29 protein-coding genes are annotated in these 26,298 nt (G+C 65.9%); 10 read left to right on the forward strand and 19 right to left on the reverse strand.

Going from position 1 to position 26,298, the window contains the following annotated elements:
- Window positions 1–112: 112 nt before the first annotated feature.
- Entirely contained in the window at window positions 113–319 is a 207-nt protein-coding gene (locus SOM28_RS07780; RefSeq protein WP_123069667.1) for a hypothetical protein, read from the forward strand.
- A gap of 18 nt (window positions 320–337) precedes the next feature.
- Here SOM28_RS07780 and SOM28_RS07785 read toward each other — a convergent pair whose 3' ends face one another.
- Window positions 338–577 carry a hypothetical protein gene (locus SOM28_RS07785; protein WP_320467751.1) on the reverse strand — a complete coding sequence of 80 codons (240 nt, stop codon included), beginning with the start codon at window positions 575–577 and terminating at the stop codon, window positions 338–340.
- A 186-nt stretch (window positions 578–763) separates the two neighbouring features.
- On the opposite strand from SOM28_RS07785, the gene SOM28_RS07790 reads away from it, so the two are divergent.
- Both SOM28_RS07790 and SOM28_RS07795 read left to right on the forward strand, forming a co-directional pair.
- Window positions 764–904 (forward strand): hypothetical protein, encoded by a 141-nt coding sequence (locus tag SOM28_RS07790; RefSeq protein WP_183407431.1) that lies wholly within the window; start codon window positions 764–766, stop codon window positions 902–904.
- Window positions 905–963: 59 nt separating this feature from the next.
- Window positions 964–1,335, forward strand: coding sequence for a hypothetical protein (locus SOM28_RS07795; RefSeq protein WP_123069665.1), 372 nt, complete (start codon window positions 964–966; stop codon window positions 1,333–1,335).
- A gap of 22 nt (window positions 1,336–1,357) precedes the next feature.
- Here the strand turns inward: SOM28_RS07795 and SOM28_RS07800 are convergent, their stop codons facing one another.
- The 9 genes from SOM28_RS07800 to SOM28_RS07840 form a co-directional block, all read right to left on the reverse strand.
- A complete protein-coding gene (locus SOM28_RS07800) occupies window positions 1,358–1,579 on the reverse strand; it encodes a hypothetical protein (RefSeq protein ID WP_123069664.1) in 222 nt (73 codons plus the stop codon).
- A 137-nt stretch (window positions 1,580–1,716) separates the two neighbouring features.
- Entirely contained in the window at window positions 1,717–4,548 is a 2,832-nt protein-coding gene (locus SOM28_RS07805) for a bifunctional diguanylate cyclase/phosphodiesterase (protein ID WP_320467752.1), read from the reverse strand.
- Between the two features lie 146 nt (window positions 4,549–4,694).
- A complete protein-coding gene (locus SOM28_RS07810) occupies window positions 4,695–5,420 on the reverse strand; it encodes a fused MFS/spermidine synthase (protein WP_414675159.1) in 726 nt (241 codons plus the stop codon).
- 104 nt (window positions 5,421–5,524) lie between these two features.
- Complete coding sequence (locus SOM28_RS07815; protein ID WP_320467754.1) at window positions 5,525–6,391, reverse strand: lysylphosphatidylglycerol synthase transmembrane domain-containing protein; 867 nt, start codon at window positions 6,389–6,391, stop codon at window positions 5,525–5,527.
- Window positions 6,384–7,313, reverse strand: coding sequence for a glycosyltransferase family 2 protein (locus SOM28_RS07820; RefSeq protein WP_320467755.1), 930 nt, complete (start codon window positions 7,311–7,313; stop codon window positions 6,384–6,386). The genes SOM28_RS07815 and SOM28_RS07820 overlap by 8 nt, the downstream gene beginning before the upstream one ends.
- On the reverse strand, window positions 7,314–8,813 hold the full coding sequence (locus SOM28_RS07825) for an ArnT family glycosyltransferase (RefSeq protein WP_320467756.1): 1,500 nt from the start codon (window positions 8,811–8,813) through the stop codon (window positions 7,314–7,316).
- A gap of 184 nt (window positions 8,814–8,997) precedes the next feature.
- Complete coding sequence (locus SOM28_RS07830) at window positions 8,998–10,521, reverse strand: CitMHS family transporter (RefSeq protein ID WP_320467757.1); 1,524 nt, start codon at window positions 10,519–10,521, stop codon at window positions 8,998–9,000.
- A 138-nt stretch (window positions 10,522–10,659) separates the two neighbouring features.
- Entirely contained in the window at window positions 10,660–12,111 is a 1,452-nt protein-coding gene (locus SOM28_RS07835; RefSeq protein WP_320467758.1) for a sensor histidine kinase, read from the reverse strand.
- 4 nt (window positions 12,112–12,115) lie between these two features.
- A complete protein-coding gene (locus SOM28_RS07840) occupies window positions 12,116–12,802 on the reverse strand; it encodes a response regulator (protein ID WP_040777660.1) in 687 nt (228 codons plus the stop codon).
- A gap of 123 nt (window positions 12,803–12,925) precedes the next feature.
- Between SOM28_RS07840 and SOM28_RS07845 the strand changes: the two genes are divergently transcribed.
- Both SOM28_RS07845 and SOM28_RS07850 read left to right on the forward strand, forming a co-directional pair.
- Window positions 12,926–13,987 carry a porin gene (locus SOM28_RS07845; RefSeq protein WP_320467759.1) on the forward strand — a complete coding sequence of 354 codons (1,062 nt, stop codon included), beginning with the start codon at window positions 12,926–12,928 and terminating at the stop codon, window positions 13,985–13,987.
- Window positions 13,988–14,021: 34 nt separating this feature from the next.
- On the forward strand, window positions 14,022–15,002 hold the full coding sequence (locus SOM28_RS07850) for a tripartite tricarboxylate transporter substrate binding protein (protein WP_320467760.1): 981 nt from the start codon (window positions 14,022–14,024) through the stop codon (window positions 15,000–15,002).
- 1 nt (window position 15,003) lies between these two features.
- On the opposite strand, the gene SOM28_RS07855 is transcribed toward SOM28_RS07850, so the two are convergent.
- Both SOM28_RS07855 and SOM28_RS07860 read right to left on the reverse strand, forming a co-directional pair.
- Entirely contained in the window at window positions 15,004–15,621 is a 618-nt protein-coding gene (locus SOM28_RS07855) for a PEP-CTERM sorting domain-containing protein (protein ID WP_320467761.1), read from the reverse strand.
- 230 nt (window positions 15,622–15,851) lie between these two features.
- A complete protein-coding gene (locus SOM28_RS07860) occupies window positions 15,852–16,472 on the reverse strand; it encodes a PEP-CTERM sorting domain-containing protein (protein WP_320467762.1) in 621 nt (206 codons plus the stop codon).
- Window positions 16,473–16,693: 221 nt separating this feature from the next.
- Between SOM28_RS07860 and SOM28_RS07865 the strand changes: the two genes are divergently transcribed.
- The 4 genes from SOM28_RS07865 (at window position 16,694) to SOM28_RS07880 (ending at window position 19,947) form a co-directional block, all read left to right on the forward strand.
- Complete coding sequence (locus SOM28_RS07865) at window positions 16,694–17,317, forward strand: exopolysaccharide biosynthesis protein (RefSeq protein WP_123068905.1); 624 nt, start codon at window positions 16,694–16,696, stop codon at window positions 17,315–17,317.
- A gap of 103 nt (window positions 17,318–17,420) precedes the next feature.
- Entirely contained in the window at window positions 17,421–17,696 is a 276-nt protein-coding gene (locus SOM28_RS07870) for a hypothetical protein (RefSeq protein ID WP_123068906.1), read from the forward strand.
- Window positions 17,686–18,870, forward strand: coding sequence for a GGDEF domain-containing protein (locus tag SOM28_RS07875; protein WP_229414883.1), 1,185 nt, complete (start codon window positions 17,686–17,688; stop codon window positions 18,868–18,870). The genes SOM28_RS07870 and SOM28_RS07875 overlap by 11 nt, the downstream gene beginning before the upstream one ends.
- A 90-nt stretch (window positions 18,871–18,960) precedes the next feature.
- Window positions 18,961–19,947 (forward strand): Ppx/GppA phosphatase family protein, encoded by a 987-nt coding sequence (locus tag SOM28_RS07880; RefSeq protein WP_320467763.1) that lies wholly within the window; start codon window positions 18,961–18,963, stop codon window positions 19,945–19,947.
- On the opposite strand, the gene SOM28_RS07885 is transcribed toward SOM28_RS07880, so the two are convergent.
- Window positions 19,921–21,015, reverse strand: a complete 1,095-nt coding sequence (locus tag SOM28_RS07885) for an AI-2E family transporter (RefSeq protein ID WP_320467764.1) — start codon at window positions 21,013–21,015, stop codon at window positions 19,921–19,923. The two genes, SOM28_RS07880 and SOM28_RS07885, sit on opposite strands and share 27 nt — an antisense overlap.
- 276 nt (window positions 21,016–21,291) lie before the next feature.
- On the opposite strand from SOM28_RS07885, the gene SOM28_RS07890 reads away from it, so the two are divergent.
- The gene (locus SOM28_RS07890; protein WP_320467765.1) at window positions 21,292–21,807 is read left to right on the forward strand and encodes a hypothetical protein; all 516 of its coding nucleotides are present in this window, start codon (window positions 21,292–21,294) and stop codon (window positions 21,805–21,807) included.
- Between the two features lie 7 nt (window positions 21,808–21,814).
- On the opposite strand, the gene SOM28_RS07895 is transcribed toward SOM28_RS07890, so the two are convergent.
- From SOM28_RS07895 to SOM28_RS07920, 6 genes are all read right to left on the reverse strand, one after another.
- A complete protein-coding gene (locus SOM28_RS07895; RefSeq protein WP_123068909.1) occupies window positions 21,815–22,105 on the reverse strand; it encodes a hypothetical protein in 291 nt (96 codons plus the stop codon).
- Window positions 22,106–22,281: 176 nt separating this feature from the next.
- On the reverse strand, window positions 22,282–22,926 hold the full coding sequence (locus SOM28_RS07900) for an ABC transporter ATP-binding protein (RefSeq protein ID WP_320467766.1): 645 nt from the start codon (window positions 22,924–22,926) through the stop codon (window positions 22,282–22,284).
- A gap of 15 nt (window positions 22,927–22,941) precedes the next feature.
- Complete coding sequence (gene phnE / locus SOM28_RS07905) at window positions 22,942–23,736, reverse strand: phosphonate ABC transporter, permease protein PhnE (RefSeq protein WP_320467767.1); 795 nt, start codon at window positions 23,734–23,736, stop codon at window positions 22,942–22,944.
- Complete coding sequence (locus SOM28_RS07910) at window positions 23,733–24,563, reverse strand: PhnE/PtxC family ABC transporter permease (protein ID WP_320467768.1); 831 nt, start codon at window positions 24,561–24,563, stop codon at window positions 23,733–23,735. The genes phnE and SOM28_RS07910 overlap by 4 nt, the downstream gene beginning before the upstream one ends.
- A gap of 16 nt (window positions 24,564–24,579) precedes the next feature.
- Window positions 24,580–25,395, reverse strand: a complete 816-nt coding sequence (locus tag SOM28_RS07915) for a phosphonate ABC transporter ATP-binding protein (protein ID WP_320467769.1) — start codon at window positions 25,393–25,395, stop codon at window positions 24,580–24,582.
- 19 nt (window positions 25,396–25,414) lie between these two features.
- Window positions 25,415–26,293 (reverse strand): putative selenate ABC transporter substrate-binding protein, encoded by an 879-nt coding sequence (locus tag SOM28_RS07920; protein ID WP_320467770.1) that lies wholly within the window; start codon window positions 26,291–26,293, stop codon window positions 25,415–25,417.
- Window positions 26,294–26,298: the final 5 nt, after the last annotated feature.

Here is a 26,298-nt window from a genome sequence, read left to right on the forward strand (position 1 = left end):
CTTGATCCGTGCTAGTCTGCGCACGAGTGCACCACAGGCAACGGCGTTGCCTTCCATGTCATCGCGCGCCCGCCTGCATCGCCGCGGCGCGCGTCCAACCTGAGAGGCCCATATGAGCGAACTACAGTCGTACGATTCCAGGCAAGAGCGCCGGCACGAGCGCGTCGGCCAGCACTTCCATTCCACACCCGATCCGGAATATCCCGGCGAACCGCCGGCGCCACCCGCGCCACCACCGGTGCCGGACGACGTCCCCGACCCAGTCAATGCCCCGGTCGAGGAGCCACGCCTGCCCGAACCGCCGATCCGGGCGAACTAGAAACCTGTGCGCCCCGGATCAGACGCCGGGCGTCCCCTGGCGGTTGCCCTCCGGCGTACCGCCGCCTTCATTGTTCTCCTTGCCACTGTTCGGCGCGCCTTCGTCGGCCTGCCGGTTGGATGGCAATGGAGGAATTCCGCGAATCATTTCATCGGTTTCATGCTGCCCCGGAGAGCGTTCGCCGCTACCGATGTCCGCCTCGTCGTACATCGCGCGGCCCTTGTTCTTGGGATCGATACTGGGCGTTGGGTCGTTCATGCTGTGCTCCGCTAAAGTTGTCAATGTCGTACGATCCTAACAGGCCACCTGCAGGCCCGGCGCGCGGCAGGAAGCCGCCCATGGTGTTGCTTTTTCGTCGTCCGCGACGCGCGTGTGCTCGCTGTCACATAGCGGCAACAATGCGGTTTCTATAATGAGCTTGTAACAATAAAAAAACAGGAGGAGATGATGGGTTCGACCTTGTACAACAAGATTTACCTGGGCCGCCGACCGCTGCTGGGTTCCGCCCATGGCCGGCTGGCGCTGGTGCTCGGGGTAATTGCCGGCGCCGGGATCGGCTGGTACGCGCTGCGTTCGCTGCGCTGAAGGTTGCCGCGATGGGCCGGGGCGCGTACCATGCGCCCTTTGCTTAACTGAATGCGGTAATGAAAAACGAAAAGCTGACGACGGACGAATACGACGCGCTGGAACTGGTGCGCCGTGGTGGCAAGCAGGATCTGGCGACGGCCTGCGTCGGGCGCAACACCAAGCGCCTGTGCGGCATCAAGCTGATGTCCTTTGGCCGCGACAAGCGGCTGACGCTCACCGAAAAGGGCGAAGAAGTGCTGTTCCTGCGCCGCTGTGTGCTGGGCCTGCGCGCGCTCGCGGCCGATCCGATGGCGGCGGTCGATGACGATGTGCTGCGTTTCCTGGGCCGCAAATCGCATATCCTGCCGCTCGAGGCGGGTGGCCATGCGCTGAGCGAGCGCGGCCGCGAATCGCTGGCCGACATCGACCAGCAGGAAGAACGCCGCTGATTTTCCGCGGCGACGCCGGTGACTAGCTGGCGCGCCGCAGCTTCGGATAGACCAGCGCCCGCACCGCCACCTCGGCCGGCACGTTCATCGTGGCCAGGAATTCCGCCGCGCGCGCCAGGCCGAGCGTCGGGATCGACGCTATCGCCTGGTTCACCAGGTCGCGCGTGCGACCGTCCACGCGCTGCCTGTGGCCCGCCTGCACGCCGGATACGCTTGCCGCGTCGGGCGTCTCGTTGATCATCATGGTTCGTACTCCGTCAGTGCAATATAGGCACGAGTATTGTACGTCCACCGATAATCAAATGGCTATGGAAATGTTTTCGAGAAGGCAATTCTCATGCTTCCCGGATAGGGGCGTTGCGGCGCCGCCTCAGCGACGATTTAAACGGGCAGCGACGCTTCCTGCTCGACGATCTGCGCCGGCAGCGCACGGCGCTGGCGCAGCAGTTGCTCGAAATCGTCGGCCGCCAGCGGCTTGCTGAAGTAATAGCCCTGCATCTCGTCGCAGCCGCGGCTGCGCAGGTAATCGAGCTGTTCCGCTGTTTCGACTCCCTCGGCGATCACCGCCAGCTTCAGGTTGTGGGCCAGGGCGATGATCGAGGTCACGATCGCGGCGTCGTTGGCGTCATGCGTGATGTCGGCCACGAAGGAGCGGTCGATCTTGAGCACATCGATCGGGAAGCGCGACAGGTAGGAAAAGCTCGAGTAGCCGGTGCCGAAATCGTCGATCGACAGGTTCACGCCAAGCGCCTTCATCCGGTGCAGCAGCTCCACCGCCGGCGTGACGTCGCTCATGAACAGGCTTTCGGTCAGCTCGATCTCGAGGCAGGCCGGGTCCAGGCCGGTGTCGTTCAGCGCCGATTCCAGGCTTTGCAGCAGGTCGGGGGCGCCGAACTGGCGCGCCGACAGGTTCACCGCCACCCGCAGGCGCTGGTAGCCGGCCTCCTGCCAGGCCTTGTTCTGGGCGCAGGCGGTGCGCATCACCCAGGCCCCGATCGGGACGATCAGGCCGGTCTCCTCGGCCACGCCGACGAAGCGGCTCGGCGGCACCATGCCCAGTTCCGGATGGTTCCAGCGGATCAGCGCTTCCATGCCCACGATCTGGCCGCTCTTGAGGTCGACCTGCGGCTGGTAGTGCAGCACGAATTCATTGCGTTCGAGGGCATTCCTGAGCGCGCTTTCGATGCGCACCCGCTCCAGCGACTCCTCGTTCATGGCCGGGGTGTAGAACTGGAAGTTATTGCGGCCCAGTTTCTTGGCGCGGTACATGGCGATGTCGGCATGTTCGATCAGGTTGTCGCTCGACGTGCCTTCGCTCGGATACACCGCCACGCCGATCGAGCAGGTGACGAAGAATTCCTTGTTGCCGAGCATGACCGGCTGCGCCACCGCATCCATCACCCGCTGCACGATGGCCGGAGCGAGCGGCTCGTCGGCATGCTCGTTGAGGATCACCACGAATTCGTCGCCCGACAGGCGCGCCACGGTGTCGGCATCGCGCAGCGACGAGCGCAAGCGCGCCGCCACCGTCACCAGCAGCACATCGCCGGCCTTGTGGCCCATGCTGTCGTTGACGAACTTGAAGCGGTCGAGGTCGATCAGCATCACCCATACCGGACGGCCGCCGCGGTTGGCGTAGGCGATCGCCTGGCCCAGGCGGTCCTGCAGCAGCGAGCGGTTGGGCAGGCCGGTCAGCACGTCGTGCTGGGCCACGTGGTGCACGCGCTGCTCGGTCAGCTTGCGCTCGGTGATGTCGCTGCCGGTGCCGCGGTAGCCCTGCAGCACGCCATCGTCATCGAACACGGGCTGGCCGTTCACGCAGAACCAGCGGGTGTCGCCGTGGTCGTCGACGATCTGGTATTCGAGGTTGGCGAAGGCTTCGTGGGCCTGCATCCTGGCCAGGTGCTCGCGCCCGCTCTCGTTGTCGAGCAGGCCCGGCACGTATTCCCAGCGCGTCTTGCCGATCAGGCCCTGAACCGCCACGCCGGACTTCTCGGTGAAGCCGCCGGTGATCATCGTGAAGCGGAAATCCCGGTCCTGCTCCCAATACCAGTCGGACGACATCGCGACCAGCTGGCGGAAGCGTTGCTCGCTTTGCAGCAGCGCCTTTTCGGCGCGCTCGCGCGCGGCCATGTCCTCGATCAGGCGGCGGTTGCTGCGGCGCAGGTCCGAGGTGCGCTGGCGCACCAGTTGCTGGACCTTGCGTGCGCGCATCCCCGCCGACTGGACGAAGGCGGTGCCGAGCAGGGTCACCAGGATGCCGCCCGCCAGCAGCGCCACCGAGGCCATGTGGTCGGCCAGGAAGGGACGCGGCGCGGCGGCGACCTCGACCCGCCATGGGCGTCCGCCGGCCTTCAGCACGGTGGCGCGGGCGCCATGGTCCGGCCGCAGCCAACTGATGAGCGCCGGGCGCGCCCGGGGCGCGGTGGGGCCGGTCGACATCAGCAAGGCCGCCGGATCGGCGTGCTCGCCGGCATACACCGACACGAAGATGTCGGTGCGGTCCAGCAGGCCGGTCTCGAGCAGCGACTGGTGCACCAGTTCCTTGCCGCGGACGACGGCCGCGGTATTGCCGAGCAGTTCGCCGCGCTTGCCGAACACCGGCATGACCAGGTCGAAGGCGATGGTGCCGGTCCGCACCAGCGTGAACAGGCTGGTCGCAGTGGGCTGGCGGCTGTTCTTCGCTTCGTCGAGCGCAGTCATGAGCGATGCATCGCGGCCCAGGTCCAGGCCGAAGGCGCCCTCGTTGCCGGCCATCGGCTCGACGTACTCGATCACGTGGTAGCGGCCGCGCGCCGGCGCCGGCGCCAGGCCGTTCGGTGTCTTTTCGGTGAAGACGGCGCCCGGCCGCACGCGCTGGAGCTCGGCCTCGACCGCCGCGCGCTCGTTGGCCGGCACCACCCGGTGGTAATGGAAGGCTTGGATGAAGCGGTGCCGCTCCAGCAGGCGCGAGGTGAAGTCGGCGAAACGCTCGCGGCTGACCGGCTCGCCGTTCGAGAACAGCTGGTTGGTCACCGCCAGCACTTCGATCGCCCCGTCCATCCCCTGGCGCACCGCCGCCACCCGCTCGTCGGCGCGCTGGCCGAAGGCCAGCGCCATATTGTCGTACTCGAGGTGGCTGACGCCCACGAACAGGCCGAAGGAAGCGGCCAGGCCGCCGCCCAATGTGAGGGCCGCCGCGAGTGTCAGTGAACGGATCGGTCGGCGCGGCATCGGGTCGTGTTCCTGGACTATCGTCTGACTGTGTGGGTGTGTTGACAGAAAACTGCTTGCTGGTAGGCATTAATCCGCGCAAGTGTGTCATAAACGCGATGGGCTCGCAAACGAATCCTATCGTGCGAGACAATTCGTCCACACGTTCACACCCGGCGCCGCGCCAGCCAGGCGATGAGAAGGCGCGCCAGCAGGCGGTTGCTCCAGCCCAGGCCGCGGCCTTCCTTGCATGCCATGCGGGTAAGCAGGCGTTCGCCGCGGCCCGGCGTGGTGTCCGGGTGGGCGGGGCGGATCGCGAACAGGATGCGGTTATTGCCGGCGATGCGGGTAAACCAGGCCAGGCGCCCGTCGAAGGCGGTGCGCAGTCGCTGCAGCGCGCCAGCATATTGGGGATCATAAGTAAACACGTTCGCTACCAGCACGCCGCCCGGATGCAGGGCGCGCCGGCAGGCTGCGTAGAAGGCGCTGCCCGCCAGGGCAGATGGCAGGCCCTGGCTGTCGAAGCCGTCGACCAGCAGCACGTCGCAGCTGCCCGGCATGCTCGCCAGGTAGTCGGCCGCGTCGCAGTGCAGGACACGCAGGCGGGCGTCGTCGCGCGGCAGGCAGAACTGGTCGCGCAGGGCGATCACGTCATCCCGGATCTCGAGCACGGTGATGCGGGCGCGTGGAAAATGGCGGTAGCAGAACTTGGCCAGCGAGCCGCCGCCCAGGCCGACCATCACGATGTGGCGCGGATCGGGCACGAACAGCGCGAAGCACATCATGGCGCGCGTGTATTCCAGCACCAGCGCGTCGGGGCGCGAGACCAGCATCTCGCTCTGGACGTCGCCGGGCGTGAATTCGAGGGTGCGGCGGTCGCCTTCGGTGCGCACAAGGGGCGGGCGAGTGGTGTCACTGGCAGGGCGGGGGAGCGGAGCGGGCATGGAGGAAGTATATGCGAGCGGTGCGCCTCGCCGGCGCAGTTTGGGGACGTTACCTACGCGCGCAGCGTTTCCCAACTCCTTGGAAGCAACGCAGCCCCAATCAGCGACGATCCTGCGGTAATCAGAAAGAACGCGGTTGCGGCCAGCACCCCGACCTCCGATCCCAGGCCGAGCAGGCGCAGCCCATAAAGAAATGTCAGCTCGCGCATGCCAAGGCCGCCAATGGTGACGGGCAGGACCGCGGCGATTGAAGATGCGAGGAACACGGCCAAATAGTGCGGATACTGACCGAGCGGCACGCCTAATCCGGCAATGATGGCCGCCATGCACGCAAGTTGGAGGGTCTGGACCACGAGAGCGCCGCAACAGGCGGAGAAAACCCCGGGCCACCGCATCTTCAACAGCCAACGGTGCGACAGAACCAGGGCCACGACGATCATCAGGCAGCCCGCCACCCAGGCGTGAACTGTGTGACTCGGCCAGGTGAGACCAAGGAGTGGCACTAAAGCACAGCCAAGGAGCAGAAGGGCCAGCAGGCCGCTGAAACGGTCGAACAGCGTGATCCCGACCAGCACTTTTCCTGATGCCGCGCCCTGACGGCGCAATACCAATATCTTGTACCCGTCGCCGCCGATGCCGCCAGGCAGCGCAAGGTTAAGGTACATGCCGGCGTAATACAGCTTCAGGTTATCGACTTCGCCAATTCGGATTCCAACGTGGCGCTGGTAGATGTTGAGTCGCAAAGCTCCGGCAATCTTTGACAGATTAAACAACACGACGCCGACCAGCAGTCCGGCCAGGACAGGCCCTGTCAGCGATAGATGCCGGTACTGGGTCATGTCAAGCTGCCGTAATACCAGTGCTACCAGGATCGCAGTGATCGTGACCTGCAGTGCGAGCTTTTTACGGCCACTAAACACAAATCTCTTTCTTGATCGTATAGGGCTTCTTCTTCTGCGATTCGTAATAAGTCCGCATCATCAGGTCCGCAACGAAGCCGGTAGTGATCAGCTGGATGCCGGCCAACGTGAGCAGCACGCCCAATATCAGCAGTGGCCGGCCGCCAATGGATTCTCCCATCAGCTTTTGCAGCAGCAGCCAGAGGTTAACCAGGCAGCCCGTCGAAAACAGGAACAGGCCGGCGCCGCCAAAAAAATGCATCGGGCGCTGACCATACTTCTTGAGGAACAGCATCAGCAGCAGATCGCTGGCGACTTTGAGGGTGCGACCAATGCCATATTTCGACACACCCGCGTGTCGCGCGTGGTGGCGCACCTCCATCTCGGTCATGCGGGCGCCGTACATGCTCGCCAGTACCGGCATGTAGCGATGCAGCTCACCATACAAGCTCAGGCCCTTGGCGACGTCTGCCTTCAACAGCTTCAGCGTGCAGCCATAGTCACGGATGAACACACCTGTCGAGTGGCGGATGAGAAAATTCGCAATCTTGCTCGGGACCTTGCGCAGCAAAAAGCCATCTTTGCGCTTGGTGCGGATACCGGCAACCACGTCCCAGTTCTCCAACGCCAATTTTTCCATCATCAGCGGTATGTCGCAGGGATCATTCTGCAGATCGCCGTCGAGCATGACAATCAATTCGCCGCGCGCTGCATCGATACCGGCAGCCATCGCTGTCGTCTGCCCGTAATTGCGGTTGAAAACCAGGACCCGGGTGTTGGGCCGCGCGTAACGCTCGATTTCGGCGATCGTGTCGTCGTGCGAGCCGTCATCGACGAAAATCACCTCATGCTCGATGTCGGACAGGGCGGCGGCAATGCAATCTACCAGCGGCGCGATATTGCCCTGTTCGTTCATTACCGGAATCACGACTGACAGCAGCATTTAGTCGTCCTCCACTTTGAGATGGACGTATTCGAAGGTCATGCTTCCCTCGCCCCCGAAACGGTAGCCGAGACGGATCCGGCCCTGCTCCGTGACCTGGGCTTGTGGGTAGGCCAGGCGGAAGCGGTCAAGCCAGCCTATCTTTGCGTCCTCGTCCATGACCAGCAGGACCTGCCCGGCAAGTCGCTCCTCGCTACGGATAGCGTGCTCCAGCAGCAGGGTCCGCAGGTGGGGCTGTTCAAAATGAAGATTCCCGGCGATGAGCGTCCCTGTGGTAACCACCGTAGTCGTCGCCGGGAAACGGTGCACGAGTTCCGAGGCCAGTTCCGGGTAGGGATGGTGCGGTGGGGAGACCTTGCCAAGCGCCGGTCCGAACCAGGTGCGCATCGGTAGCAGTATGAGAACAAGCAAGCCGACCCCGACGACGACCGGCCGAAGGCGCTCGAAAGCGGCCTGTCGCGACAACCCAGGTGCGACGGCAAACAATGCCAGCGGCAGCGAGAACAGCAGCGGCATCATCCATCGATCCTTGATCTTCCCGACCTCGCCTGTGAAGACAATAGCGACCAGCACCGCTAGAAAGCTGGCGTACAGCCAGAGGAAAAAGCGACTTTCCGGCGAGCGGATATCGAGTGCAATCTGCTTGTGCAGGCCGCGCAAGGCAAGCAGGTAGACGAGCACCGGCAGCACCGCAAATGCCAGGACTGCCGACAGCAGGCTCGCCAGCCCGGCGCCAACGTTGTTCAGGTAGCCGGCTTCTCCAGTGCCTTCCGCCAGCTTGCGCATGGTGCCGGTGGCGGCGGCGTCCAGGTTCTGCATCAACCACACGCCATGTGGCAGGAACACCAGGAACGCGGCTCCTGCCGCGATCACGACTTTGCGGTTCCAGAGGACGTCCCGATGCTCGCGCACGAGGAGGCTGGCACAGATCAGTCCGGTCAAGAAAATGCCGAAGTTGTATTTCGCCTGCAGGCCGAGTCCGACCAGCAGGCCGAACAACGCGTAGCGCCCTGCACGGGGCTTGCGCAGCACGGCGAAATAACACCATAGCGTTGCGCAGGCGATGCTGGTCAGGAGCACGGAGTGGGTCAGGTCGCGCAGCGATTCCCAGCCTATCTGCGGGAAAAGTACGAGCGAGGCGGCGGCGGCCGACGCACCATGGACGCCGATCAGCGGGAGCGCCGTCCGGTACATGCCGAGGTACAGGGCAACAAGGATCAGAACCTTGAGCAGTGCCAGCGAAAAGCAGTTCAGACCGAACATCGAGAATGCCAGCCACTGCAACCATGCGTACAGCGGCGGCTGGGTGCCGTAACCAAGCTGCAGTTGCTGCGTAAGATATACGATCTCGGCCTCGTCCCGCTCCAGCGAGCCATTGACCGTCATCTGGATCAACAGGTGCGCGGCAAAGTAGGCTAGCAGTGCAGCAAGGAGATGGCCTTGTTCGCCGCGAATCGCGTGTGCCGCGTCACGGGCGTCAATCCGGATTCCTTCTGTCATGGTCGCCCTCTACGCTGATATGCTCAGTATTGAGTGTTCCAGGCGATTGCAGCAGCGAATGAAGAGGCGAGGGACGCGAACGATCAAACATCGACCGGATTGAAGGCACTTGAGAAGATCGAGGATGCGCAAGCCGTCGCCTGGCCGGGCACAGTCGCCATCGCATCCATTTCAGAAAATGACCTCAGGCTCCTGATCCCATCAGCGGCACCACGCCGAAGATGACGGCCGCGACCAGCATCACCAGCGAGGCCGAGATCGACCAGATCAGGGTGTAGCGCTGGTGGTCGCCGAATTCGACCTTGCACATGCCGACCAGCAGGTAAGTCGATGCGACCAGCGGGCTGAGCAGGTGGACCGGCTGGCCGATCACCGAGGCGCGGCCGATCTCCGCCGCCGTGATGCCATACACCTCGGCCGCCTTGGCCAGCACCGGCACCACGCCGAAATAGAAGGCATCGTTCGAGATGAAGAAGGTGAACGGGATGCTCAGCAGGCCGGTGACGATCGCCATATAAGGCCCCATCCAGTCCGGCACCGCCGCGATTACGCTCAGGGCGATGGCGTCGACCATTTTCGTGCCCTGCAGGATGCCGACGAAGATGCCGGCCGCGAAGATCAGCGACACCACCGGCAGTACATTGGCCGCATGCGCCTCGATGCGCGCCTTCTGCGCTTCCAGGCCCGGATAGTTCACGGTGATGGCGATCGCGAAGAAGATCATGAACAGCACCGGCAGCGGCAGGGCGCCCAGCACCAGCAGCACCAGCAGCGCCACGGTCAACAGGAAGTTCACCCAGATCAGCTTGGGACGCGCGGTGTCGAGCGAGGACACGCCGACCGGCGGCTCGTCGCCACCGCCCGAATTGCCCGAGCCGCCCGATCCACCGATTGCGCTGGCATCCGTGTCGATGCGGCCGGCCGAGAAGGCATGCACATTGCCTTCGCGCGTGGCGGCGGCCAGGGCAGGGCTCCACTGGCCGGTGGTGCCGTTCATGCTGCCAGCCACGGCGAGTTCATTGAAGGCCGGCTGCAGGACGGGCGCCGGCGCCGCTTTCCTGACCTCTGCCTTGGCCTGACCCGGCAGGCTTACGGTGCCCAGGCGCTTGCGCTCCTTCATGCCCAGCATATAGGCGACGAACAGCACCCACACGGCGGTCACCGCCATCGCGGGAATCATCGGCACGAAGATGTCGCTCACGTCCACGCCCAGCGCAGTGGCGGCGCGCGCCGTCGGGCCGCCCCACGGCAGGATGTTGAAGACGCCGCCGGCCAGCATGATGACGCAGGCCATCACCAGGCGGCTCATCCCCAGGCGCATGTACAGCGGCAGCATGGCCGACACCGTGATCATATAGGTGGTGGCGCCGTCGCCGTCGAGCGAGATGAACATCGCCAGCGCCGCGGTGCCGACCACGATCTTCATCGGGTCGCCCTGTACCAGTTTCAGGATGACGCGCACGATCGGATCGAACAGGCCGGCGTCGATCATGATGCCGAAATACAGGATGGCGAACATCAGCATGACGCCGGTGGGGGCCAGCGAGCGGATCCCTTCCAGCATCATCGGGCCGAGGCCGGCGCCGAAGCCGCCGATCAGGCCGAAGGCGATCGGCACGACGATCAGCGCGACCAGCGCCGGCAGGCGCTTGGTCATGATCAGGAACATGAAGACGACGATCATCGAATAGGCGAGGATGGTCAGCATGTCATGCTCCGCGGGGGATAAGGGATGGCGTGGCCAGGACGGCGCGCGCGAAAGCAGGCTGCTTCATGATGTCTCCGATCGTTGTCGTAATGGGGCTGGGCCCCGTTTTCGCCAACTATAGGCCGCGCAAGCTTTCAATCAGCTTTCAGCGCGCGGCACATCGAAGATCACCTCGACTTTCAGGCCGCCAGCGTCCGAGCGTCCGAGCGCCAGGGTGGCGCCATGCAGGCTGGCGACGTCGCGCACGATCGCCAATCCGAGGCCGGTGCCGCCGGGATTGGCTTCCAGCGTGGACTGGGCGCGGTAGAAAGGCATCACCACCTTGTCGATCTCGGCCTCGATGATGCCGGGGCCGCTGTCGCTCACGGCCAGCACGACATGCTCGTCGCGCCGCCCAACCCATAGCAGCACGCTGCCGCCAGCCGGTGTGTAGCGGATCGCATTGTCGACCAGGTTCGCCACCAGTTCGTGCAGCAGCAGTTCCCGGCCGACGACCATGGTGTCGGCGTTGGCCTGCGCTTCGAGCGCCAGGTCGAGGCCCTTCTGCACTGCCGGCAGGGCCAGCTCCAGGCCCACCTGGCGCGCAATGGCCGCCAGCGCCACCGGCTGCACTTGCTCTCCGCCGCCGCCATGCTCGATGCGCGCCAGCACCAGCAGGCGGTTGGCCAGGTGGATCGCCGAGTCGGTGGTGCCGGCGATCGAACTCACGATGGCGCGCATCGCCTCCGGATCGTTTTCGCGCAGGGCCAGCGCGGCCTGGGTCTTGAGCACCGCGAGCGGGGTGCGCAGCTGGTGCGAGGCGTCGGCGATGAAGCGGCGCTGGCTGGCGATCAGGTCCTGCATGCGCGCCATGGTGCCGTTCATGGCCGCCACCAGCGGCCGCACCTCCTTGTGCACCAGCGCCTGGTCGATGGTCGACAGGTCGGACAGCGGGCGCGTCTCGACTTCGTTCTTGAGCCGCATCAGGGGCCGCAGCACCAGGCGCACCGCAAACCACACCAGCGCTGCCACCGCCAGCACCAGCAGTGCCTGGCGCCACAGGGTGTTGAGCAGGATGTCGCGCGACAGGGCATTCCTCGCGTCGAGCGTCTCGCCGACCTGGATCAGGGCGATGCCGCGCATCGAATCGTCGTAGACCGGCTGCAGCAGTGCCGCGATGCGCACCGGTTCGCCGTTGTAGCTGGCGTGGTAGAAGCGCACCAGGGCCGGATACAGGTCGCTGCGCGGCACGTTGGCCGGCACCGGCGGCAGGTCGCCGTAGCCGCTGACGGTCTCGCCATCGAGGCCGGTGACCTTGTAGTAGATGCGGCCCAGGGTATCGGTTTCGAAACTGTCCAGCGCCACATAAGGGACGTTGGCGACCACCTTGCCATCTCTCACCGTCACACGCTCGGCCAGCGCGCGCGTGGACGACAGCAGCGAGCGGTCGTAGGCCACGTCGGCCGCCTCCAGTGCGTCGCGGTACAGCGACACGGCATTCGCCGCGACCAGCGCCACCAGCGGCAGGATCAGCCAGCGCAGCAGCTGCTGGCGCAGGCTGCCGAGCGGCCGGGCCGCGGCGCGTTGCAGCAGGGAGATGCGCTGGGCCATGGCCTCAGGCAGGCTTTTCTTGCATCAGGTAGCCGATGCCGCGCAGGGTGACGATGGCGGCATCGCCGCCCGGGCGCTCGAGCTTCTTGCGGATGCGGTGGATGTACAGCTCGATGGCGTCCAGGTTGGCGTCGTCGCTCAGGGCGAACACTTCCTGAAACAGCTTTTCCTTCGACAGCGCGCGGCCCGGTCTTGCGATCAGCGCTTCGAGCACCGCATGCTCGCGCGGCGTCAGCGCCAGCGGCTCGCCGCAATACGAAAACATGCGTGACACCGTGTCGAAGGCGAGCTGGCCGCAGCGGTGCACCAGCGCCTCGTTGCCGCTGCGCCGGCGCAGCAGCGCTTTGACGCGCGCTTCGAGTTCGGCCAGCTCGAACGGTTTGGCCAGGTAGTCGTCGGCGCCCAGGTTCAGTCCCTGCACCTTGTCTTCCAGGCCGCCGCGCGCGGTCAGGATCAGCACCGGCGTGCCGCCGCGCGCGCCGCCGCGGGCGCGCAGGCGGCGCAGCACGTCCAGGCCATCCATGCGCGGCAGGGTCAGGTCCAGGATCACCAGCGCGTAGTCCTGGGTGTGCAGCAGGGCGTCGGCATCGGCGCCGGTGCTCGCGCATTCGACGGTCAGATGGGCGTCGCGCAGCGCCTTCGACACCCAGTGCGACAGCTCGACGTGGTCTTCAACTAGCAGGATTCTCATCGCGCCAGTGTAAGCGCAATGGCGGGGCCGTGGAAAGGGGAGGTGTTGAAAGCAAACTGAAAGCTGGCGGCGCATATAGTCGAGCGATAAAGCAGCACAACCATAACAAGATTCGGAGACACCATGAAGCAGTCGGCCCTCGCGCTCGCCGTCCTGGCAGCGCTTTCCCTGAACCATTCCGTCCACGCCCAGAGCAATGTGCAGGTCTATGGCCTGATCGATGCCGGCGTCGAGTACGTCAACCATGCCGGTGAAGACCAGGGCAAGATGGTGCGCGTCATCTCGGGCGGCAAGAACACCTCGCGCTGGGGCTTTCGCGGCAGCGAAGACCTGGGCGGCGGCCTGAAGGCGATCTGGCAGCTCGAAGGGGGTATCCTGATGGATACCGGCGAAAGCGACGGCGCCGTGTTCAAGCGCCAGGCCTGGGTCGGCCTGGACGGTTCGCTCGGGCGCATCGTCATCGGCCGCTCGTTCACCACCACCTACGAGCTGGTGATCAAGTTCGATCCGCTGGGCTTCGCGCCCAATTATTCCTGGGCCACCGGCGCCAGCGCCACCGGACCGTCGAAGTACGGCATGACGACCCAGTTCGACAACCTGGTCAAGTACACGGGAAAAAGCGGCGGCTTCACCTATGGCGCCACGGTCGGCCTGGGCGAGCGCTCGGGGAGCCTGGCCGAGGGCCGCAAGCTGGCGGTGGGCGGCTCGTGGTTCGGCGATGGCGGCCTCGGGATGATGGCCTCGTATGAGCAGATCAACGGCAATGCGGTAGCCGGCCTGCCGGCGCGCGACGAAACCCGCGCCTACCACCTGGGCGCGGATTATCGAACAGGCAAGTGGCGCTACACCGCCGGCATGCGCGGCTATAAGCTCGACGCGGCCCGCGCCGGCGCCGACCTGCGCGCCGACACGTATTGGGGTGGCATCTCGCGCACGATCGACAACGTGACCCTGACCGGCGCCGTCTATCACGTGAACACGAAGGACGTGCCAGCCCTCGAGGATGCCGACCCGACGATGTTCGTCGTGCGCGGCATGCTGGCGCTGTCCAAGCGCACCGACCTTTATCTGTCGGTGGCGCACGCGAAAGCCGACCATGGCCAGCTCGTCGGCCTGTCGCGCGACGACCCCGGATTCGGCACGACCCAGAGCGGCGTCAGCGCCGGCATGCAGCATCGTTTCTGAGCCGGACCGGCACCGCGGCCGGCATGGCGCTATCATGCGTCCCATGAGATTCGTGCACACCTTCCTTGCCATCCTGGGCCTGGCGCTGGCCGCGCCCGGCGGCGCCCAGCCGCGCGGGGCGGAATGCCTGATCCCGTCCAAGCCCGGCGGCGGCATGGACCTGACCTGCAAGCTGGCCCAGAAAGCCCTGCACGGCCAGCCAGGCGCGCCCGAGCTGCAACTGAGCTATCTGCCGGGCGGGGTGGGCGCGGTGGCCTGGCACACCATCGTGTCGCAGCGCCGCGCCGAGGCGAATACCCTGGTCACCTTTTCCGGCGGTTCGGTACTGAATCTCGCGCTGGGCAAATTCGGCGACGCCGACGTCGACGACGTGCGCTGGGTGGCGGCCTTCGGCGCCGACTACGGCATGATCGCGGTGCGCGCCGATTCGCCCTGGCAGTCGCTCGACGATCTGTTGAACGCCCTGAAGCGCGATCCCAAGAAAGTCTTGATCGGCATGTCGGGCACGGTCGGCAGCCAGGACTGGATCAAGATGGCGCTGCTGGCGCAAATGGCCGGCATCGACCCGCGCAAGATGCGCTTCGTCGCCCTCGAGGGCGGCGGCGAGCAGTTCATCGCGATGCAGGAAAACCACGTGCAGGCGGTGTCGGGCGACACCTCCGAAGCCTTGCTGTACACGGGCGGTGGCAGGGTGAGGGTGCTGGCGGTACTGTCCGAACAGCGGCTACCGGGTGCGCTGGCAAATGTGAAGACCGCGCGCGAGCAGGGCTACGACGTGGTCTGGCCCGTGATCCGCGGCGTGTGGATGGGGCCGGACGTGCGCGAGGCCGACTACCGGCGCTGGGTAAAGGCTTTCGACAATATGGAGGCCAGCCCGGAATTCGCCGAAAAGCGGGCCCGGGCCGGCCTGTATCCGTTTTCGCTCACCGGCGACGCGCTCACCCGCTACATCAAGCAGTCGGTCGCCGGCCATCACCGCCAGGCGCGGCAGTTCAAGCTCTTGCGCGAGCGCTAGTTCAGGACTGGCGACGACGACGCAGGGCGCCGACACCCAGCAGGCCCGCACCCAGCAGGGCGATGCTGGCCGGTTCCGGCACGTCGACAGGAAGCTCGCCGATGGCAGTGCCGATCGTCAGGTTGTCGACCGAGGCGAAATTGAGGCCGGTTGCGGCGGTCAGGGTGATCGAGGCAATGCCGACCAGGCTCGTGAAGCCGCGGTAGCTGTCCGCCAGCGACAGTGGGGACAACGAGGTGCTGGTGCCGTCGCTGAGGGCGATGGTGATCATGGTGCTGAGGAACTCATCGGCGTTGCTGGAATTGAAGAAATTGCCGCCGATGGCAGTCACGGTCGCGCCGGTAAACGTGATGGCGAGTGCGTTGGTGGATCTGTAAGTGCCCAGGAAACTCCCGCTCAGCCATACGCCGTCAGGGGCGGAGGCGGAGTACGAATAAGCGCCGCCTGCAAAATTCATCGTCGGTGGGATGCTGAAATCAGGGGAGCTGAAGGTTTCAGTATAGGCGCCGGCGGCGACTTGCGGCAGGAAGTCGGCGGCTGAGGTATAGACCACTGCGGCGTGGCTAGGGGCGGCGAACATCGAGGCGGAGACGGCAAGCAGTGCGAGTAGCTGTTTCATGACAAATCCCTTCGTTATCGTGGTTATGTGGTTTGCGGCGGATACTGTTAAGCAAGCCCTGTGCCCGATCGCGAGATTTGTTAGAGAACAATGATTTAGATCAAGATAGAAGACCTGCCTGGCCGTCGCCTCGCCGTTTTCTCGACCATATGTAAGATTTCCCGACGCCTGTCGTGGACCGCGCTTCTGCCGGAAGCGGGGCCCTGTAACTTGCGCCAGGCTATTTCCGTCTAATTGGCCGACGATGCGCGGCGCCGCAGGCCCAGCAGACCGGCCAGGCCGATGCCGATCAGACCCAGGCTGGCCGGCTCAGGCACTTCGCCCGGCGCTTCACCGATCCAGGCGCCGACCGTCAGGTTGTCGAGGCTGGCGAAATCGAGCAAGTTCGTGCTGCTGAGGGTGACGGAGGCAATGGCGACGTCCGAGGTGAAGCCGCGGTAGCTGTCCTCGACCGAGCTGGGTGTGAAGCGCGCGATCGTGCCGTCGCTGAGCGCGATGATGATCTCGGTCGCGCGGAAGGCCAGGTCGACACCGGTATTGTAGAAATTGGCGCCGAAGGCGGTGACGTCGGCGCCCGTGAACGAGATGGTCAGCGAACTGGGGGTGGTCGACGTGCTCAGGAAGTTGCCGTCGCCGTACAGGCCACGACCGGCAAACGCCGTATAGGCATAATCCCCTTGCGCGAAGTCCAACGCGCGCGGCGCGTCCGAAAGGGCGGTGTCGAAGGTCTCGGTGTAGGCGCCGCCCGCCACTTGCGGCAGGAATGCGGCGGACGAGGTATGGACGACGGCGGCATGGGCGGGTGCAAGGAAGGCACAGGCAAGTGCGGCCAGTGCAAAAGTGGGTTTCATGGCGATCCTTTCGGGTTGGGGGAGTTGCAGTTTAGTAAACACAATGCCGGGAATTGGCATGTATTGACAACAACGTCGCCTCCGCGCAAATGGATGCGGATTCGCATGCGGTGTGAGAGGGCGGCGCGGTGCACAATGACGATTGCCCGGCAATCGACAGTGCCGACCCCCGGTAGCGCGTATACTGTCGCTCCGTCATTGACTCCAGGAATAGAAACGCAATGAACAGTGCCCCGATTTCCCAGACGCTCCGCTCGCTGGTCCGTTCCCTGCCGCGCACCGGCATCACTCTCAGCGAACTGATACAGCGTGTCGGCAACGATGGCCTGCTGATCCTGGTCACCCTGCTGACGCTGGTGTTCCTGATCCCGGTGTCGATCCCCGGCGTCAGCACCGTGTTCGGCGCCGCCATCCTGCTCATCAGCGTCAGCCGCCTGTTCGGCCGCAACCTGTGGATCCCGTCGAAGATCGAGCACCGCATCATCGGCACCCGCAAGCTGCGCCCATTGCTGCGCAAGGCCTTGTCGTGGCTGAAAAAGCTCGAGCGGGTCAGCCGCCCGAACCGCATCCAGTGGCTGGTGGCGAGCGGCACCATGGCGGTCATCAACAACCTGGCCCTGATCCTGGGCGCGGTGCTGCTGATGATGCCGTTCGGTCTGATTCCATTCAGCAATACCTTCCCGGCGGTGGCGATCCTGTTCCTGGCCATCGGCCTGTTGCAGCGCGACGGCCTGTGCATCCTGCTGGGCCACGTCAGCAATGTCGTGACGATCCTGTATTTCGCCGTCCTGATCGGCGGCGGCGGCCTGGCCATCCGCGAGGTGTTCAACCGCTTCGCCGGCTGAACCCGGCAAAGGCGTTGATGTCCGGGAGCAACGTCGAGGCGGAAGAGTTGGCTTGTTGCAAAGCATCTTCTTCTGATAAGCTGGCCGCTTCGACGGAGAGCCCATGTTCCTGGACCATCCCACCATGACCGCGACCAATGCCGTGGCCGAGCCCGACCGCCTGGAGCGGCTGCAGCGCGTGTACGGTTACGCGGCAGCGCTGGCGGACGGCTTTGGCGATGGCGGTTTCGTCGATAAAGTCACCCAGTTGCACGATCACAAGGGCACCCTGATCGTGTTCTGGCACGAACCGCCCCTGGACGCGGAGCGGGACTATTTCACCCGCGCCTGGGCCAGCAAGGTCGGCGACGGCACCCTGAACGTCGAACATGAGTACTGACACAATGATGCTGGACGCGTCGACCATGGTCCTGGTACTGGCATTGGGCAACCTGGCCCTGTGCGCGCTGCTGACCTTCTTCAATCACGGACCGACCCGCTCGCCGGCGCTGGTGCTGTGGAGCCTGTCGAAACAGATCCAGGGCGGCGCCTGGCTGCTGCTGGCCCTGGGCGACGCCGGCGTGGTGCCGGCCCCGATCGCGGTGCCGGGCGGCTATGCCTTGCTGTTCGCCGGCGTGGCAGTCGAAGGCGGCGCCTCGTGGGAAGCGGCGCGCCGACGCGGCTGGCGCACCCCGACCATGATCGTCGGCGGCCTCGCCATCCTCGGTTTCTTCCTGTGCTACCTGATCGACGAGGAAGCCTTGCGCGCCGTGGCGGCCTCGCTGCTGCTGGGCGGCTTCTATTTCTCGGGCGCGCTGGCCCTGGCCTGGCGCTGGCGCGACGTCAGCCTGCTGCAGCGCTTCCTGGCGCTGTCCAGCATGGCCCTGGCCCTGGTAGTGGCCTCGCGCGGCCTGTCGGTGCTGCTGCTTCCGGGCGGCTGGGGCTGGCTGACGAGCGAACTGCTGGGCCAGCTGTCCAGCGGCGCCCTGTACCTGCTCATGCTCGGCAATGCCTTCGGCGTGCTGCTGCTGACCCGCGAGCGCCTGCAGGACGCGCTCGAGCGCGCCGAGGTGATCGATCCGCTGACCGACGCGCCGAACCGGCGCGGCTTCTTCCAGCTCTTGGGCCCGTGGATGGCGCTGGCGCGCCGTCCGGGCCAGCCGACCTCGCTGGTGGTGTTCGATCCGGACGGTTTCAAGCGCGTCAACGACAGCTACGGCCATCCGGCCGGTGACGTCGTGCTGCGCCAGATGGTCGAGCTGTGCCGGCGCCAGCTGCGCGACAGCGACCAGCTGGGACGCGTGGTCGGGGTGGAGTTCGCGCTCCTGCTGCCGCGCACCAACCTCGTAGAGGCCGCGCTGGTCGCCGAGCGCATCCGCGCCGCGATCGAGTCGACCCCGTTCAAGGGCGAGCGCGCGATGATCAAATTGACCGCCAGCTTCGGCGTCACCACCATCCGCCCCGAGGATAGCACCACGACCCTGTTCCAGCGCGCCGACGAGGCCTTGCAGCAGGCCCGCCAGGCGGGGCGCAACCGGGTGGAGCTGGCCAGCGAGACGCTGGCCGAGGTTTGAGCGGTCTCTCCAAAGGGAGAGTTTGCACCGCGCCGTCACGCGCATGTCATGGGCGCGGCTTATCCTGCGGCCAGTTCAACTGGACATGCCATGCAAGCCTCATCGATCGAATCGCCTGAATCGCCTGTCTACGCCGCCGTCGAGCTGGGCTCGGACAGTTTCCGCCTGCACGTCGGGCATGTCGAAGACGGCGTGCTGCGCCTGGTCGCCACCATGGCCGAGCCGGTCCGGCTGGCCGCGACGCTCGACGAGGACGGCATGCTGTGCACGGCCGCCATGCGGCGCGCGCTGGACTGCCTGGATGCCTTCCGCAGTGCGCTCGATGCCTGGCGCCCGCAGGCGGTGCGGGTGGTGGCCACCTCGGCCCTGCGCATGGCGCGCAATGCGGCGCTGTTCCTGCCCGCTGCCGGCAGGGCGCTGGGCCGGCCGATCGAACTGATCGCGGGCGACGAAGCCGGGCGCCTGGTCTACCTGGGCGTGGCGACCACGCTCGGCGCGCAGGACACCGCCGCGCGGCTGGTGGTGGATATCGGCAGCGGCTCGACCGAGCTGGTGCTGGGGCAGGGCGCCACGATCCGGTGCATCGAATCGTTCGCGGTCGGCGCCGTGCGCCAGAGCCTGACCTTCTTCCCGGATGGGCGCCTGGATGCCGCCGGTTTCGACGCCGCGGTGCGTTCGAGCCGCAGCCGCTTCGCCGAGGCCAGACTGGGCGCCCAGCGCTGGCAGCAGGCATATGGCGCCTGCGGCACGGTGCGCGCACTGGCCGAGATCGCACAACTGCACGGCGAGCAAGGAGTGTTGAGTCGCGCCGGCCTCGAACGCCTGCGCGCAGACTTCATCCGGATCGGCCACGTGGCCGGCGTGCGGCTGGCCTATCCGGCGGCCGAGCGGGCATCGCACCTGCCGGGCGGGCTGGCAATTTTGATCGGTTTGGTGGAAGAACTCGATATCGCCGAGCTGGTCGCGGTGCAGGCCGGCCTGCGCGTGGGCGCTCTATGGGATTTGCACCAGCGGGCGGCGGCGGTGGGCACCGCCGCGCTGGTCGATTCGCTAGCGCATCCGCCCGGCGTCGTCTGACGCTTCGGCCGGCGTTTGCGGTGGCGGCACCGTCAGCAGTGCGGTGCCCGGCGGCTCGTCGCGCAGCCAGCCGAACAGGATCGCCATCATCAGCGGGCCGACGAACAGGCCGATCACACCGAGCGTCGAGACGCCGCCCAGCAGGCCGAACAGCACCGCCAGGAAGGGCAGGTTGACGCGCTGCCCGATCAGTTTCGGGCGGATGAATTTATCGACCAGGAACAGCTCGACCGCGCCCCAGGTGAACAGGCCCAGCGCCTCGGCCGAATGGCCCTGGCCGAACAGCAGCAGCGAGACCATCGTGAACGACAGCGGGGCGCCGCCCGGAATCAGGGCCAGGTAGCCGGTGATCACGCCCAGCAGCACCGGGGCCGGCGCCCCGGCCACCCAGTAGGCCACGCCCAGCACGATGCCTTCCAGGATCGCGATCGAACCGAGTCCCAGCGCGGTGCCGCGTACCGACAGCGGCAGCACGCGCCGCAGCTTGGTGTACTGGTCGGGCAGCAGACGCGCGCCGGCGCGGTCGATGTAGTGCATGACGCTTGATCCGTGCACGTACAGCACGAACAGCGTGAGCAGGGTGAGGAACAGGTACAGGGCGTTGGCCAGGATCGTGGAGCCCCAGACGCGCGCGGTGTCGGTCAGGTGCGGCATGAAGTCGCCCACCGTGGTGCGCACCAGCGCGTTGAGTCCGCCCGGCACGGCGAGGTGCTCGAGCCACCACTTGACGGCGGGTTCGGCCACCAGCGGCAGGTTGGCCAGCCAGTCCGGCACCGGCACCCCGGTCTGGTTGAAGCTGATGAGCATGCGCTGCAGGCTCGCCAGCTCGTAGGTAAGCGTGTGGAACAGCAGCACCGACGGCCCGACGAAGCTGACGATCAGGAGCAGCAGCATGAAGCTGGCACTGGCCAGCGGCGCCCAGCCGCGCCGGAGCAGGCGCTGGTGCAACGGCCAGGTGATCACCGCCAAGAGGCCGGCCCAGGCGATCGAGCCAAGAAAATGCTGCAACAGGAAGGCCAGGGCGATGGCGAACAGCACCGGCAGGATCAAATGAGCTTTGTTGCGCATACTGGCCCGGATTGAATCACGTTTTCCTCAAAAAGTTTCTACGTCGCGCGGAGTTTACAGCAGAGTTGTCCGCTCGAAAGAATAATACAGGATGGCTTCCCATAAAAGCGGAGTTTACAGAATGAATACTTCTGAAAAACAGAATGCCGCTCCTATGAAGATCGTATTGTGACACCGATCGGCGCCGGCGGCAGCAAGCGCGCGGTATGTACGCTATTCGGCGGCAAGCGGCTAAATCGTTTATACTATTTGCCCTCGCAACGAAGGAGCAGCACCATGCCACGCAAGCCGGCGACCGCGCCCGAACCAGCAGCAACGCGCGCGCCGCGCGCCAGGGCGAAGAGCGCCAGTCTTAAACCGGCGGCCAAGGCGGTGAGCAAGGCGGTGACCAAGCCCGCGACCAAGCCTGCAGCCAGGCCGGCCGCCAAGGCCACCAGGGCCGCGACGGCGAAGGGCGGGCTCAAGACGGCGGTCAAGTCGGCCGCCAGGGCGCTCGCGACGCTCCCTGCCAGGAAGGCGGTAGCCAAGCCGGCGGCGAAGGCCGTGGAACGCGCGCCCGTCCAGGATGCGCGGCCGGTGCTAGTGCGCGACAGCTTCACCATGCCCGAGGGGGAGTACGCGGTGCTGCTCGACGTCAAGCAGGCCTGCCTGCGCGCCGGCATCGACGTCAAGAAGAGCGAACTGCTGCGCATCGGCGTCGCCCTGCTGGGCCAGCTCGACGTGGCAACGCTGCAGGGCGTGCTGGCGGCGCTGCCCCAGCTCAAGACCGGGCGTCCGCCGGCGCAGGAGTAAACACGCGCTAGTGGATTGCCGACGCGCTCGTCAATTCCTTGAGTTCGCGGATCGGGATATTCGATTTTTCGTGCATGCGCAGCAGGATCGTCGCGCCGACATTGAGTTTGCGGTGGCGGATCTTGCTGATGATCGGCGGCTGCACTTCGAGCACGCGGCACAGCTCCGCGTCGTTCTTCAGCTGCAAACGCTCGATCAGGGTATCGAGCAGTTTGTTGGGTACGAAACTCGAGGGCTCGAGCGCCCGCGCTCGATGCATGGCCTCGAGCATTTCCTGTTTTTTCTGTCGTACGGTCATGTCGATTCTCCAATATGAAAACATGATTCAAGACAGATCGACTGTTCTGGAAAACGATCCACGCCTGTTGTATTCGCTTTATCGCGGCGGGTCGTTGTGATATTACTACGATTATGTTGCGCACGATTCGCGAAATTTAACTAAAAATGCCGCAATTGTTCGTTTCTTCCAGGAACTTATGCTAATTTCAGTCCGGAATGCGTCAGTAGCAGCACCTTGTCGGCCATGGCGGCCGCGGCGTGGGAGTGGGTGACCATGATGGCCCCGGCGCCGTGGGCGCGGGTCTCATGGCGTAATAGCTGGAGGATGACGTCGGCCGTTTCCGGATCGAGGTTGCCGGTAGGTTCATCCGCCAGCAGCAGGGCCGGGCGGTGCACCAGGGCGCGCGCGATCGCCACCCGCTGCAGTTCGCCGCCCGAAAGCTGGCGCGGGAAATCGTCGCCCCGTCCTTGCAGACCGACGGCGTCCAGCATCAGGTCGGCCCGCCCGGCGGGCTCCTTGTTGAGCAGCAGCGGCAGCGCCACGTTCTGGCGCAGCGTCAGATGCGGCAGCACATGAAAGGCCTGGAAGATGAAGCCCATGCGGGTGCGCCGCAGGCGGGTGGCGGCATCGTCGTCGAGGCTGGACATCGGCGCGCCGTCCACGATCACCTGGCCGGCGTCGGGCGTGTCGAGGCCCGCGATGAGGTTGAGCAGGGTGGACTTGCCGACACCCGATTCGCCCATGATCGCCACGAACTCGCCGGCCTGGAAAACATGCGACAGCTGCGCCAGCACGGTGCGGCCGCCGTAGGATTTGGTGAGCTGGTCGAGTTCGAGCATGCAGTTGATACCGGTCTATCGGGTCAGGGCGCGCCGCAGCGCGTAACTGGCCGCATCGACCAGGGCCACCAGCACCAGCATCGCGATCACCACGGTGGCCGCGCTAGGCATCTGGAACAGCGACAGGTGGTACTTGAGCATCTGGCCCAGGCCGCCGGCCCCGACCACGCCAAGCACCGCCGCCGCGCGAATATTGTTCTCCCAGCGGTACAGCGTATACGACAGCATCTGCGGCAACGCCTGGGGCAGCGTAGCGTACAGGAACGCCGCCAGCGGCCGCGCGCCATTGGTGCGCAGGGTCTGCTCGGTATGCGGTTCGACGTTTTCCAGGGCGTCGGCGAACAGCCGGCCCAGCACCCCGGCCGTGTGCGCGGCCAGCGCCATGGTGCCGGCCATCGGCCCCAGGCCGGCCAGCACCAGCAGCACCGCGGCCCACACCAGTTCAGGAATCGAGCGCAGCACATTGAGCACCAGGCGCGTGGCGGCGCGCGCCACGCGGCCCAGGCGTCCGGCGCCGGCCAGCGCCAGCGGCAGGCCGACGATGGCGGCGAGCAGGGTGCCGATGGCCGACATCGCCAGCGTCTCCCACAGCGCGCCCAGCGTCTTCGTGAGGAAGGGCGTGCTGGTCTCGGGCGGCGCGAAGCCGGCCAGGAATTCGCGCGCCGAGTCGACCGCCTCGGCGGTGAAGAAGGCGCTCCACTGCAGCGGCAGCGAGGCGAAGCTGGCCACCACCAGGGCCGAGAGGCCAAGCAGGATCAGCCAGCTCGTGAGGTCGCGCGGCGGAGCCGGTGGCAACGTAGATTGCTTCATCCGAGCCTCCGGCGCAGCAGTTTCGACACCAGGTCGGCCGCTGCCACCAGCAGCACGAACATGATCAGCATGGTGGCGACTTCGCCGCCGGCCATCATCTTGGTCGATTCGTCCAGGCGCTGGCCCAGGCCGCCGGCGCCGACGAAGCCCATCACCGCCGAGCCGCGGATCGCGCACTCCCAGCGGTACACCGTGTACGACACCAGTTCGGCGCTCGAATCGGGCAGGGCGCCGTACAGCAGCGCCGGCAGGCGAGCGCTGCCATTGGCGAGCAGGACGTCGGTGGCATGCGCGTCGCTCGACTCGAGGATCTCGGCATACACCTTGGCCAGCATGCCGCTGTATGACAGGGCGATTGCCAGCACGCCGGCGGTCGGCCCGAGGCCGACGATGCGCACGAACAGCAGCGCCCACACGAGTTCCGGCACCGAACGCAGGATCATCAGGATCCAGCGCAGGCCCTGGCGCACGAGCGCCGCGAACGGATGGACGCGGCCGGTGCCCAGGCGCGAGATCGACAGGCGTTCGGTGATGACGAAGGTGGCGGGAATCGCCACCAGCAAGGCCAGCGTGAGGCCGGCGGTGGCGATCGCCACCGTCTGCCAGGTCTCGCGCAGCACCATGGCCAGGAATTCAGGGTCGGTGGCGGGCACCAGGAAATCGGACAGGAACATCCCGGCCGCGCGCAGGCTTTGCGCGTCGAACAGCAGCCAGGGCTTGAATTCGGCGCCCGCCAGCAGCGGATATAGCAGCACGATGAAGATCGCGGCCCAGGTGACGCGGTTGCGCCACGCGGGATCGCGGTGAAGAACTGCTTGATCGGACATTAGAAGCAAACGCCCATCAGAAGCAGGCGCCGACGGCGATCTGGCCGGGTGTGTCGTGCGGTGTTTCAGGCGGCATGTCGACCTGCTCATTGGCGTACAGCTCGGCGATCATGGCGTCGCTGACGTCGTCGCGCGCCGCATCGAACACGATGCGGCCGTCGCGCAGGCCGATCAGTCGCCCGAACTGCTCGCGCGCCAGGTCGACCTGGTGCAGGCTGCAGACCAGGGTCGCACCCCGTTGTTGCGCTTCCTGGCGCAAGGTGGCCAGGGTGTGGCGCGCCAGCGCCGGGTCGAGCGCCGAGATCGGCTCGTCGACCAGTAGTGCTTCGGCGCTCGATAACAGCAGGCGCGCCAGGCCGCAGCGCTGACGTTCGCCGCCCGACAGGCGGTCGACCCGCGCATACAGTTTGTCGCCCAGCGAAAAGCGCGCCAGTGCGGCGTGCGCGGCGTCGGGATCTTGTGGACGCACCAGCGAGGCAAGGGCCTGCCACAGCGACCAGTGCGGCAGGCGCGCGGCCAGCACTGCCGTCACCACGCGCTGGCGCGGCGGCAAGGGCGGCGCCTGCGGCGCCAGGAACAGGCGCGAGCGCAGGTGGTGGCGCTCTGCGCCGGTCAACTGCCAGGGATCCTGGCCGAAGATTTCAAGCGTGCCCTCGGCCGGCCGGTGGGCGCAGGCGAGGGTGGACAAGAGGGTGGTCTTGCCGGCCCCGGAGGGACCGATCAGGGCGACCTGCTCGCCGGCGCGGATCGTGAGGTCGAGCGCGTGCAGGGCCGGCGCGCGGCTGCCGGCCAGGTGGCGCACGGTCAGATTGCGCAGGCGGTAGGTCGCCATGGTGAATCGCTTTCCCTGATTACTTCAGCAGGCCCGCATTGCGTGCGGCGGCCTCGATCGCGCCATAGTTGGCGGTCTTGGTCGGCACGAACCTGGTCGCACGCTGCAGTTCCAGGATCTGCTTGCCTTCGGCGGTCGAGCCGTCCAGCGCCAGGAAGGCGTCGGTGATCTTTTTCTTGAGCGCCGGATCCATGTCGGTGCGCACGGTCCAGTTGTAGTCGAAGTAGCCCGGGGTGGTGTAGAACACGCGCACCTGTTTCGGATCGACCTTCTTGGTCTCGACCAGCTTTTCCCAGACCGAGATGTTCAGCGCGCCGGCATCGACCTTGCCGCCGGCCACGGCGGCCACGGTCGCGTCATGCGCGCCCGAGAAGGCGATGCGCTTCAGGTCGGTGTCCGGGTTGACTTTGGCTTGCAGCAGGAACGAGCGTGGCATCAGGTGGCCCGAAGTCGACGATTCCGAACCGAAGGCCAGGGTCTTGCCCTTCAGGTCTTCCAGCTTGGTGATGCCTGGCACGGTGGTGATGAAGACCGAACGGAATTTCTCGTCTTCCTCGCGCTGCACCAGCGGGGTGACCTGGCCCTTGCTGCGCACATTGGCTTGCACGAAGGTGAAGCCGCCGAACCAGACCATGTCGATCTTGCGGTTGATCAGGCCTTCGACCGAGGCGGCGTAGTCCGTCACCGGGGTGAATTCGACCTTCAGGCCGGTGGCCTTGGCCAGGTATTCGCCCAGCGGCTTGAACTTGCGCTGCAGTTCGGTCGGCGATTCGTCGGGGATGGCCGAGACGCGCAGCACGCCATTGCTCTGGGCCGAAGCGGCGCCGGCGATCAGCATCGTGCCAGCAGCGGCTGCGCACAGGGTTTTCAGGACGTGACGGCGAATGGACATGGTCATGGTGG

The sequence above is a fragment of the Massilia sp. CFBP9026 genome (genome assembly GCF_034045165.1).
GTDB lineage: Bacteria > Pseudomonadota > Gammaproteobacteria > Burkholderiales > Burkholderiaceae_D > Telluria > Telluria arenae.

What these genes read in the sequence shown, in the direction of transcription:
- SOM28_RS07790 (WP_183407431.1), top strand. Translation starts at nt 764, where the DNA reads ATGATGGGTTCGACCTTGTACAACAAGATTTACCTGGGCCGCCGACCG.
- SOM28_RS07880 (WP_320467763.1), top strand. Translation starts at nt 18,961, where the DNA reads ATGCAAGCCTCATCGATCGAATCGCCTGAATCGCCTGTCTACGCCGCC.
- SOM28_RS07885 (WP_320467764.1), bottom strand. Translation starts at nt 21,015, where the DNA reads ATGCGCAACAAAGCTCATTTGATCCTGCCGGTGCTGTTCGCCATCGCC.
- SOM28_RS07910 (WP_320467768.1), bottom strand. Translation starts at nt 24,563, where the DNA reads ATGTCCGATCAAGCAGTTCTTCACCGCGATCCCGCGTGGCGCAACCGC.
- SOM28_RS07865 (WP_123068905.1), top strand. Translation starts at nt 16,694, where the DNA reads ATGAACAGTGCCCCGATTTCCCAGACGCTCCGCTCGCTGGTCCGTTCC.
- SOM28_RS07835 (WP_320467758.1), bottom strand. Translation starts at nt 12,111, where the DNA reads ATGGCCCAGCGCATCTCCCTGCTGCAACGCGCCGCGGCCCGGCCGCTC.
- SOM28_RS07830 (WP_320467757.1), bottom strand. Translation starts at nt 10,521, where the DNA reads ATGCTGACCATCCTCGCCTATTCGATGATCGTCGTCTTCATGTTCCTG.
- SOM28_RS07870 (WP_123068906.1), top strand. Translation starts at nt 17,421, where the DNA reads ATGTTCCTGGACCATCCCACCATGACCGCGACCAATGCCGTGGCCGAG.
- SOM28_RS07890 (WP_320467765.1), top strand. Translation starts at nt 21,292, where the DNA reads ATGCCACGCAAGCCGGCGACCGCGCCCGAACCAGCAGCAACGCGCGCG.
- SOM28_RS07840 (WP_040777660.1), bottom strand. Translation starts at nt 12,802, where the DNA reads ATGAGAATCCTGCTAGTTGAAGACCACGTCGAGCTGTCGCACTGGGTG.
- SOM28_RS07915 (WP_320467769.1), bottom strand. Translation starts at nt 25,395, where the DNA reads ATGGCGACCTACCGCCTGCGCAATCTGACCGTGCGCCACCTGGCCGGC.
- phnE (WP_320467767.1), bottom strand. Translation starts at nt 23,736, where the DNA reads ATGAAGCAATCTACGTTGCCACCGGCTCCGCCGCGCGACCTCACGAGC.
- SOM28_RS07900 (WP_320467766.1), bottom strand. Translation starts at nt 22,926, where the DNA reads ATGCTCGAACTCGACCAGCTCACCAAATCCTACGGCGGCCGCACCGTG.
- SOM28_RS07895 (WP_123068909.1), bottom strand. Translation starts at nt 22,105, where the DNA reads ATGACCGTACGACAGAAAAAACAGGAAATGCTCGAGGCCATGCATCGA.
- SOM28_RS07780 (WP_123069667.1), top strand. Translation starts at nt 113, where the DNA reads ATGAGCGAACTACAGTCGTACGATTCCAGGCAAGAGCGCCGGCACGAG.
- SOM28_RS07795 (WP_123069665.1), top strand. Translation starts at nt 964, where the DNA reads ATGAAAAACGAAAAGCTGACGACGGACGAATACGACGCGCTGGAACTG.
- SOM28_RS07875 (WP_229414883.1), top strand. Translation starts at nt 17,686, where the DNA reads ATGAGTACTGACACAATGATGCTGGACGCGTCGACCATGGTCCTGGTA.
- SOM28_RS07920 (WP_320467770.1), bottom strand. Translation starts at nt 26,293, where the DNA reads ATGACCATGTCCATTCGCCGTCACGTCCTGAAAACCCTGTGCGCAGCC.
- SOM28_RS07805 (WP_320467752.1), bottom strand. Translation starts at nt 4,548, where the DNA reads ATGCCGCGCCGACCGATCCGTTCACTGACACTCGCGGCGGCCCTCACA.
- SOM28_RS07800 (WP_123069664.1), bottom strand. Translation starts at nt 1,579, where the DNA reads ATGATGATCAACGAGACGCCCGACGCGGCAAGCGTATCCGGCGTGCAG.
- SOM28_RS07820 (WP_320467755.1), bottom strand. Translation starts at nt 7,313, where the DNA reads ATGCTGCTGTCAGTCGTGATTCCGGTAATGAACGAACAGGGCAATATC.
- SOM28_RS07850 (WP_320467760.1), top strand. Translation starts at nt 14,022, where the DNA reads ATGCGTCCCATGAGATTCGTGCACACCTTCCTTGCCATCCTGGGCCTG.
- SOM28_RS07825 (WP_320467756.1), bottom strand. Translation starts at nt 8,813, where the DNA reads ATGACAGAAGGAATCCGGATTGACGCCCGTGACGCGGCACACGCGATT.
- SOM28_RS07785 (WP_320467751.1), bottom strand. Translation starts at nt 577, where the DNA reads ATGAACGACCCAACGCCCAGTATCGATCCCAAGAACAAGGGCCGCGCG.
- SOM28_RS07860 (WP_320467762.1), bottom strand. Translation starts at nt 16,472, where the DNA reads ATGAAACCCACTTTTGCACTGGCCGCACTTGCCTGTGCCTTCCTTGCA.
- SOM28_RS07845 (WP_320467759.1), top strand. Translation starts at nt 12,926, where the DNA reads ATGAAGCAGTCGGCCCTCGCGCTCGCCGTCCTGGCAGCGCTTTCCCTG.
- SOM28_RS07855 (WP_320467761.1), bottom strand. Translation starts at nt 15,621, where the DNA reads ATGAAACAGCTACTCGCACTGCTTGCCGTCTCCGCCTCGATGTTCGCC.